Below are 7,881 nucleotides of genomic sequence, written 5' to 3' on the forward strand. Positions count from 1 at the left end.
GTCGAGTCGGAACTGACCGGTACGGACACGGACACGTCGCTGTCGGTGCAGCCGGCTGAGCCGGAGTGTGAGGTGCCTGACGGGGAGGATCCGGAGACGTGGTGTGAGGGTCAGACCGGCAGCGGGGCGACCCCGACGGTGACGGATGAGGGCACGCTGGCGACGGAGAACATTTACTCCGCCGACGGCGACCGCCTCGTGCGCATCACCCGCACCGCTACGACCAGCGGCGGGACTCCTGTGGTCACGGGTGTGACGGCGTACGTGGGTGGCGGGCAGGAGCTCACCCTGACCCCGGGTCAGCCGGTCGCCACGACGCGGTACTACGCGTTTGCGGGGCAGACGGTCGCGGTCCGCACCGACAAGGGCATGAAGAGCGTCTCGAGCCTGGTCGCGGACCACCACGGCACCCCGCTGGCCTCGGTCCCGAACACGGACTGGGCCACCCAGGACGTCATCCGCCACCACACGACCCCCTACGGCGCGGCCAGGTCGGCGGACCGGCTCCCGGGAGACCACCGCTTCCTGGGCAAGACCCGAGACGCCTCCACGGGCTACACCCTGGTAGGCGCCCGCTGGTACGACGAGACCCTGGGCCGCTTCCTGTCGGTCGACCCGGTCATGGACCTGACCGACCCCCAGCAATGGCACGGCTACACCTACGCCAACAACAACCCCACCACCCGTTCTGACCCCACTGGACTGCTGTCTCCGTACCGAGGCGCACCAGTATGGGGCGGGGGGTCCAGTGCTTCCGCTGGAGCTGGCAGCGGGACCAATCCCGCGCCCACCAATCCCGAGCCCACCGGCGGGACTCCTGACCCTTACCAGACCGTATGGGTATGGGGCGGTACCCCGATGTACGGCGCTGCCGCGGTCGCGCGTTCGAACCTTTCCGCGTATGACGCGGCGGTTGCATCGGGCCAGATCCACCCGTTCATGCCGTGGTACGTGACCGCGGAGGGCTGGTTTGACGCCATAGTCACCGACTCGGTCAATTTCTGGGTCGACACATTCCATGCATTCGAGGACCCTGCGCTGTTCTGGGCTTGGTGGGGCAGCCCGCAGGCGTGGTACGAGGAATTCGACCTAGAAGTATCGAGCCTGGTTGCCGGTGCAGCGACCAGTGGAGTTGGTTTCGCAGCGAAGGGGAGTATCAAGGCCGCGAAGAGGCTGGCGCAGGGTGCAAAGGGCGCAGGCAAGCTGTGTTCCTTCGCCGGATCTACGCCAGTCCTCATGGCGGACGGGTCGAAGAAACCGATCGAGGATGTTGAGGTCGGCGACGAGGTCATCGCCACTGATCCGGAGACGGGTGAGCAGGTCGCGCGTGAGGTGACCCGTGTGTGGGTCCACCAGGACGACCTGTTCGAATTCGAGGTCGATGGCGAGCTCATCGTCACCACCGAGGACCACCCATTCTGGTCGGTCACCGACCAGGTATGGGAGGGGGCTCGGGAGCTTAACAGCGTGAGCAGGTTCTGACGGCTGATGGTCGCGCACCGACCGTCACGCGCGAGATCGACTTCGATACCCGAGAGGCGGGTACTGCCTACAACCTCACGGTCGCTGGCTTGCACGCCTACCACATTGGTGATCACGACGTCCTGGTGCACAACGACAGCTGTCCGTTGGCGCCACACGAAGCTGCTGGCGGTCATGCGATTAGTCGGCATGTCGGCATGACCGATGCTCAGCTGAAGGCTCGTGACATTCCCCTTTCCTCGACCTTTACGGATCTTGCTGCCGCAGAGAAGGTCACGGGAGGTAACCTTGCGACGAACCGGCTGAAGATTCGTCACTGGCTTGCTGAAGGCACGAAGCAGCGAGTGGAGATCACCGGAACGATGAACCCACTCGATGGGCGTGTCTATCTGCGGTCGTCAGGCTCCCTTGTCAGACCCGATGCGGTGACAACCGTGCTACAGAGGAATCCGTCCATGCCGGACGGATACCACATTGTGACCTCCTTCCCAACGATTGCAGGTGGCTAATGAATGAGATCAGGTATCTCGCGTCAACGTACTTCCATCCCGACTACGACCTCGAAGCGAACTCTCCGGTCGGCGTTGTCGTGAAGTTTCGGGAGGCTGAGAGCAGCGCAACGATCAGCGCGCTTCGGCGCGAGATCGTCCAGCTTCTTTCGGACGAGCGCGATGACAATGCCCTGGCGGCCGCATGGCTCAATCTGGCAGGTGCTGCCTACGATCCGCGGTCGGACGACTTGACATTTCGCGAGTGGTTCAGTGAGATCGTGAAAGTGCTGGACGGGAGGAGATAGGCTTTGGGGTTCTGATGGTCGATGTCGTCGACGGCGGCAACGGCATCGTGAGCGTGCCGGTCTCGGACGTGCGGGAGATCGAGCGGTGACGGCGGACGGCCATCCCACGCCCGCGTGGGAGGTCGGCGACCGCGTGCGCCTGGTGGACGGGCCCGAGGGCCTGCGTGGTGCCGTCGGTGCCGTCCGTCGAGGTGGGCATCCCTGGTTACTGGCCGATCAGAGTGACCGTCGAGGAGCGGCGTGGCTTCGGGAAGATCCTGGTCGCAGCGCACGAGCTGGCGTTCGAGGGCGACGGGTCTCGATCGTAGGTTCACCGTCGACGAGCGGCGCCTGGGCGCCGTGGACGCTGTGTAGTACACGTCGTCGACCGACAGCCAGCACGGCAATTCCGGCGTGCAGGCACGGGTGTGACACCTGACGGGAAAGTGTTACTCTGCTGGTATGCCGACCTCGAAGCCGCGTCATGCGATCACCGAGACCGACTCCGTCGCTCATGCGCTGGCCGTGGCTCGTCGGCGCTGGCCCGGGGAGCCGGCGACCCGGCTGCTGACGCATCTGATCGAGGAGGGTGCCGCGGCGGTCGAGCATGCGGACGATGCCGAAAAGGTCAGGCACGAGCGGGCGGTCGCGGCCTTGACCGGGCTGGCCGACTACTACCCGGACGGCTATCTGGAGGACGTGCGTGAGGGGTGGGGCGAGGAGTGATCGTCGCCGATGCGAACATCGTGATCGCGGCTTCACGTCCTGAGCATGTTCATCATGGGGAGGCAACCAGGATCGTCGTCGAACACGGCCGTGACGGGATCGTGCTGCATTCGCTGACGATGGCCGAGGTCCTGGTGGGACCGGCCAAGTCCGGGGCTCAGGTCGAGGCGCGGCAGAAGTTGCAGGAGGCTGGGTTCGGCCTCTCTCCCGAAGGTGATCCGTCCCCGGAGGAACTGGCTCTGGTGCGGGCGACGGCCGCGCTGAAGATGCCCGATGCCTGTGTGCTCGCGACGGCCGAGCGCCTGAAAGCCGACGTGGCGACGTTCGATGCTCGGCTGGCTCGTGAAGCCAGGGCACGCGGCGTTCGCGTTCGCGGGCTGCCGGAATAGACCCCTGCCGGGGGCGCGGCCCGGCTCGGGACAGCCCTCGGCTTGCGCGCGCACTGGGCCCAGCACGCGCCGCCGCGGCAGGATGTCCTGGAGGTCCGCGGGCACTTCCGCACGAGTCCCGGCCCGGGTGTCGAGAACCGGGATCGCCGTTCGTCGGGAGGGCAGGACGCGGCACACGGCCGCGCCGGACGAAGGAGACTGACATGCGCTACCTGATGCTGGTGCTCGACACGCCCGACGACCCGGGCGACACCGAGGCCACCACCCCCATCGAGAAGTGGGCCGAGAAGGTGTACGGCAGCGGCGCCGGGATCGTCGGGGACCGGTTGCGCCCGCAGGAGGACTCCGTCGGGGTCCGGGTCCGGCGCGGCGAGGTGCTCGTCACCGACGGCCCGTTCACGGAGACCAAGGAGTCGATCGCCGGTTTCGACGTGATCGAGGCGGCCGACCTGGACGACGCCGTGCGCATCGCCTCGGAGCACCCGATGGCGTTCGGCGGCGCGATCGAGCTGCGCCCCTTCTGGACGCTGGGCCTCGACAAGCACGACGACAAGAACGACGACAAGAACGACAAGGACTGAGCCGATGCCCGACGCCGCCGGCCCGGCGGTCGGCCGGGCCGTGGAGGACGCGTTCCGTGAGGAGTGGGGACGCGTCCTCGCGGCCGTGGCCCGCTCGACCGGCGATCTCGACCTCGCCGAGGACGTCACGTCCGAGGCCTTCGCCACCGCGCTACGCACCTGGGCGCGCGACGGCATCCCCGAACGACCCGGGGCGTGGCTCACCACCACGGCCCGCCGCCATGCCACCGACCGGCTGCGCCGCCGCGTCGTCGAACGGGACAAGACCGCCGCGTCGGCCCGGCTCGCCGAGCGCGTCGAGGCGTCGCCCGCCGCCGAGGCGGACCCGGCGGCCGACCCCGTCGGCGAGGCCGTGACCGACGCGCTCACCGAGGCGTGGTCGGCCGAGTCCGCCGACGAGGACCTGCTCGCCCTCGTGTTCGCCTGCTGCCACCCGGCACTGCCGCTGGAGGGCCGGGTGGCGCTCACACTGCGCTCGCTCACCGGGATGACGACGGCGCAGGTCGCCCGAGCTTTCCTGGTCCCCGAGGCGACCATGGCGCAGCGCCTGGTCCGGGTCAAGAAACGCATCCGCACCACCGGGATCTCGTTCCGCGTGCCGCCGCCCCAGCTGCGCCGCGAACGCGTGTCCGCGGTGCTCGCCGTCCTGTACGTGCTGTTCACCGAGGGGTACGACGCCTGGGCGGAACCCGCCGGCAATCGGGACGGCACTACGGACGGCACGGCCGAGGCCCGTCGCCGGCTCGCCGACGACGCCGTCCGGCTCGCCCGCCTCGTCGCGCGACTCCTGCCCGACGAGCCCGAGGCGCAGGGACTCCTCGCCCTCGTGCTGCTCCAGCACGCCCGCCGCGACGCCCGCGTCGGACCCGACGGCGTCGTCCGCACCCTCGGCGAACAGGACCGCTCCCTGTGGCGGCGCCCGGAGATCGACGAGGGCATCGCCGTGCTCGACCACGTCCTGGCCGGGCGCCGGCCCGGCCCGTACCAGGTGCAGGCCGCGATCGCGGCGCTGCACTCGGATCCGCCGTCGCCGTCCGAGACCGACTGGGTGGAGATCCTCGGGCTCTACGACGTGCTCGTCGACATGACCGGGTCACCCGTCGTGCGGCTGAACCGGGCCGTCGCCCTCGCGGAGGTGGCCGGGCCGGAGGCGGCGCTCGCGGCGGTGGACGCGATCGACGACACCACGCCCGGCGACCGGCGGAGCGCGGCGGGCGGGGGCGGTTCGCTCGGTGAGTACCACCTGCTGCCGGCGGTGCGCGCGGATCTCCTGCGCCGGCTCGGCCGGACCGACGAGGCGGCGCGCGAGTACCGGCGGGCCCTGGAGATCGTGGACCGGGAGGGCGACCGCACACTCCTGGAGCGGCGGCTGGCGGACCTGGCCTGACCGTGCGCCCGCCGTCCGACCTTCGTCATCCGGCACCTGCGCTCGACACGTCCGCCCGACACGTCCGCCTGCTATGTCCGCTCAGCACGTCCGATCGGCGCTCTCCGCGAAATCCGGCACGGGTCGCGCCTCCGCCTCCTGGTCGGTCGTGGCCGCCCCGTTCCGCCGGATGTCCTCGATCAGCCATTCCATCTCGGAGATCTCCCGCCGCTGCGCCTCGCTGATCTCGACGGCGAGCTCGCACACGCGCACGTCGTTCAGGTGCGACCGCTCGGACCGGGTGATGGCCAGGGAGTGGTGCGGGATCATCGCGCTCATGAACCCGGCGTCCTGGACGGTGATCTGGCTGCGGTCCAGGAACGCCCCGCCGGCGAGCAGCAGGGCGCTCACGGCGACGACGGCGACGTTCGCCGCGGCGCTGCGGTACATGTTCAGCATCCACGCGAGCATGACCAGGCCCATCGCGCCGCCCATCGTGAGGGCCATGAACACGCGGCTCTCACTGAAGCGCACGTGGCTCCATTCCCAGGAACCGACGAACATCGTGAAGTACATGATGACCATCCCGGTGAGGATCATCGCCGCGAACCGCAGGTACATGGCCCAGGAGTGTCTGGAGCCGTCCTGATGCCCGCCGTCATGCTGTCGGCCGTCCTGGTGGTGGTCGTCCCGGTGGTGCGGGTGCTGCTCGCTCATGAGGTGGTCCTCTCCTGCAGGCGGCCCCTGGCGTCGTCGAGGGACTGGGCGTGTCGTGCGAAGTCCGCCCACGGGTCGTCGTGCCGGCCGATCCGGCGCCCGATGGTCGCGATCGTGTAGTGATCGGGCGCGGTCCGGTGCACCTCGGACCAGTCGAGGGGAGCGGCGACGGGGGCGCCCGGTCGTGCCCGGGTCGCGTAGGGCGGGACGACGGTCTGGCCGTACGCGTTGCGCAGCACGTCGAGGTAGACACGGTCACCGCGCTTGTTCTTGCGCTGCTCCACCGTGAGCCGGTCCGGGTCCTGGTCCGCCATGTGCCGGGCGAGCTCGCGCGCGAAGGAGCGGACGTCGTCGTAGTCGTCGCCGCGCTCGAGCGGCACGTGGACGTGGAATCCCCGGGAGCCGGTCGTCTTGACGAAGGAGGTGAGCCCGAGGTCGTCCAGGTGGTCGCGCAGCGAGAGGGCCGCGTGCTGGACGAGCCCGACGTCGGGCGTGGCCGGGTCGAGGTCGAAGACCAGCTGGTCCGGCGCGCTCAGGTCCTCGCGGGTCGAGAGCCAGACGTGGGGGGTGATGCACGCCTGTTCGGCCAGCAGCGCCAGCGTCTCCTCCTTCTCGCAGGCGACCTGGTCCTGGCTGCCGTCCCGGGTCTCGACGCGCACCCGGTCCACCCAGCCAGGGAAGTGGTCCGGCGCCTTCTTCTCGTAGAAGCCCTGCCGGTCGATGCCGTCGGGGAAGCGCTGCATGGTGATCGGGCGGCCGCGGACGAACGGGAGCATGGGCGCGGCCATCCTCGCGTAGTGGTCGACCAGGTCGGCCTTGGTGATCCCGTCGTCGGGGAACAGCAGCTTGTCGGGCTTGGACACGCTGATCGTGTGGTCCCCGACCTTGCGCTCCAGCTCGTCGGTCATGGTTCCTCCCGGGCGACGTCGTCGGGCGCCTCGTCCCGGCACGGACCCTCGAGTCGCCGCTTCCTCGGGCCGGCGGGACGCTGTTCAGGTACCCCGCCACGGGCAGGCTATTCACCGGCGCCGACGGTGCGGGCAGGAGAGGTGCTGGACTCGGCTACGCTCGTGGTGTCGTGGGTTGGTGGTAGTGGTGGGTGTCGTAGTGTTCTGGTCGAGTGTTCCCGGCTTTGTGTTTTCATCCGAGGAGGGGATCGTGACGTCTGTGCGGCCTTCGGGCGATTCTCCGTTGGAGGGGCGGGTGGAGGAGGCGTTGGATGGGGGGAGTCGGCCGCCGGTGGGGCGGTATCGGTTGGATCTGGTGTCGGGGGAGTGGGCGTGGTCGGATGAGGTGTATGTGATGCATGGGTTCGAGCCGGGTCAGATCGTGCCGACGACGCCGTTGATGTTGGCGCACAAGCATCCGGAGGATCGGGCGCGGTTTGATGGGGTGTTGCGGCGTGCTGCGGAGACGGGGGCGACGTTCAGTTCGGTGCATCGGATCGTGGATGCTGGGGGTGGGACGCGGACGTTGGCGGTGACGGGTCAGGGGCGGCGTGATCCGGCGTCGGGGCGGGTGGTGGAGTTGGTGGGGTATTTCATTGATGTGACGGATTCGCATCGGGTGGCGGCGCAGCGGGATGCGACGGCGTCGATTCGGGCGTCGGCGGAGCGGCGTGCGGTGATTGAGCAGGCCAAGGGGATGGTGATGGTGGTGTATGGGGTGGAGGAGGCTGAGGCGTTCGAGGTGTTGCGGGAGGTGTCGAATCGGACGAATGTGGCGGTGCGGGATCTGGCGGATCGGTTGGTGGGTCTGATTGCGGGGCCGGGGGTGACGGTGTTTCCTACGCGTGAGGTGATCGACGCGTTCTTGAAGGACCCGGACAACCCCGAACCACCCACC

General features: G+C 69.0%; 10 protein-coding genes. 8 read left to right on the forward strand and 2 right to left on the reverse strand.

Features of this window, described 5'->3' with window-relative positions; all coding sequences use genetic code 11:
- The 7 genes from IIE03_RS03585 to IIE03_RS03615 all read left to right on the forward strand — a co-directional run.
- The coding region (locus IIE03_RS03585; protein ID WP_318842781.1) for an RHS repeat-associated core domain-containing protein at positions 1–1,482 on the forward strand (1,482 nt) is incomplete at its 5' end.
- Between the two features lie 89 nt (positions 1,483–1,571).
- The gene (locus tag IIE03_RS03590) at positions 1,572–1,991 is read left to right on the forward strand and encodes an RNase A-like domain-containing protein (RefSeq protein ID WP_192861361.1); all 420 of its coding nucleotides are present in this window, start codon (positions 1,572–1,574) and stop codon (positions 1,989–1,991) included.
- Entirely contained in the window at positions 1,991–2,278 is a 288-nt protein-coding gene (locus tag IIE03_RS03595) for a contact-dependent growth inhibition system immunity protein (protein WP_192861362.1), read from the forward strand. The genes IIE03_RS03590 and IIE03_RS03595 overlap by 1 nt, the downstream gene beginning before the upstream one ends.
- A 441-nt stretch (positions 2,279–2,719) precedes the next feature.
- Positions 2,720–2,983 (forward strand): hypothetical protein, encoded by a 264-nt coding sequence (locus IIE03_RS03600; protein WP_192861364.1) that lies wholly within the window; start codon positions 2,720–2,722, stop codon positions 2,981–2,983.
- Positions 2,980–3,372, forward strand: a complete 393-nt coding sequence (locus IIE03_RS03605) for a type II toxin-antitoxin system VapC family toxin (protein WP_192861366.1) — start codon at positions 2,980–2,982, stop codon at positions 3,370–3,372. Before IIE03_RS03600 ends, IIE03_RS03605 begins: the two co-directional genes overlap by 4 nt.
- Before the next feature lie 203 nt (positions 3,373–3,575).
- The gene (locus IIE03_RS03610; protein ID WP_192861368.1) at positions 3,576–3,953 is read left to right on the forward strand and encodes a YciI family protein; all 378 of its coding nucleotides are present in this window, start codon (positions 3,576–3,578) and stop codon (positions 3,951–3,953) included.
- 4 nt (positions 3,954–3,957) lie between these two features.
- Positions 3,958–5,340: an RNA polymerase sigma factor gene (locus IIE03_RS03615; protein WP_192861369.1), complete on the forward strand. Its 1,383-nt coding sequence runs from the start codon at positions 3,958–3,960 to the stop codon at positions 5,338–5,340.
- A gap of 81 nt (positions 5,341–5,421) precedes the next feature.
- Here IIE03_RS03615 and IIE03_RS03620 read toward each other — a convergent pair whose 3' ends face one another.
- Positions 5,422–6,036: a DUF305 domain-containing protein gene (locus tag IIE03_RS03620; protein ID WP_225997210.1), complete on the reverse strand. Its 615-nt coding sequence runs from the start codon at positions 6,034–6,036 to the stop codon at positions 5,422–5,424.
- Entirely contained in the window at positions 6,033–6,944 is a 912-nt protein-coding gene (gene ligD / locus IIE03_RS03625) for a non-homologous end-joining DNA ligase (RefSeq protein ID WP_192861371.1), read from the reverse strand. Before ligD ends, IIE03_RS03620 begins: the two co-directional genes overlap by 4 nt.
- Positions 6,945–7,299: 355 nt before the next feature.
- Between ligD and IIE03_RS25620 the strand changes: the two genes are divergently transcribed.
- The coding region (locus IIE03_RS25620; RefSeq protein WP_318842782.1) for a PAS and ANTAR domain-containing protein at positions 7,300–7,881 on the forward strand (582 nt) is incomplete at its 3' end.

The organism is Myceligenerans pegani, assembly GCF_014892515.1.
Classification (GTDB): Bacteria; Actinomycetota; Actinomycetes; order Actinomycetales; family Cellulomonadaceae; genus Myceligenerans; species Myceligenerans pegani.

Coding starts and splice junctions, on each gene's coding strand:
- IIE03_RS03595 (WP_192861362.1), top strand. CDS start 1,991: ATGAATGAGATCAGGTATCTCGCGTCAACGTACTTCCATCCCGACTAC.
- IIE03_RS03600 (WP_192861364.1), top strand. CDS start 2,720: ATGCCGACCTCGAAGCCGCGTCATGCGATCACCGAGACCGACTCCGTC.
- IIE03_RS03610 (WP_192861368.1), top strand. CDS start 3,576: ATGCGCTACCTGATGCTGGTGCTCGACACGCCCGACGACCCGGGCGAC.
- IIE03_RS03615 (WP_192861369.1), top strand. CDS start 3,958: ATGCCCGACGCCGCCGGCCCGGCGGTCGGCCGGGCCGTGGAGGACGCG.
- IIE03_RS03620 (WP_225997210.1), bottom strand. CDS start 6,036: ATGAGCGAGCAGCACCCGCACCACCGGGACGACCACCACCAGGACGGC.
- ligD (WP_192861371.1), bottom strand. CDS start 6,944: ATGACCGACGAGCTGGAGCGCAAGGTCGGGGACCACACGATCAGCGTG.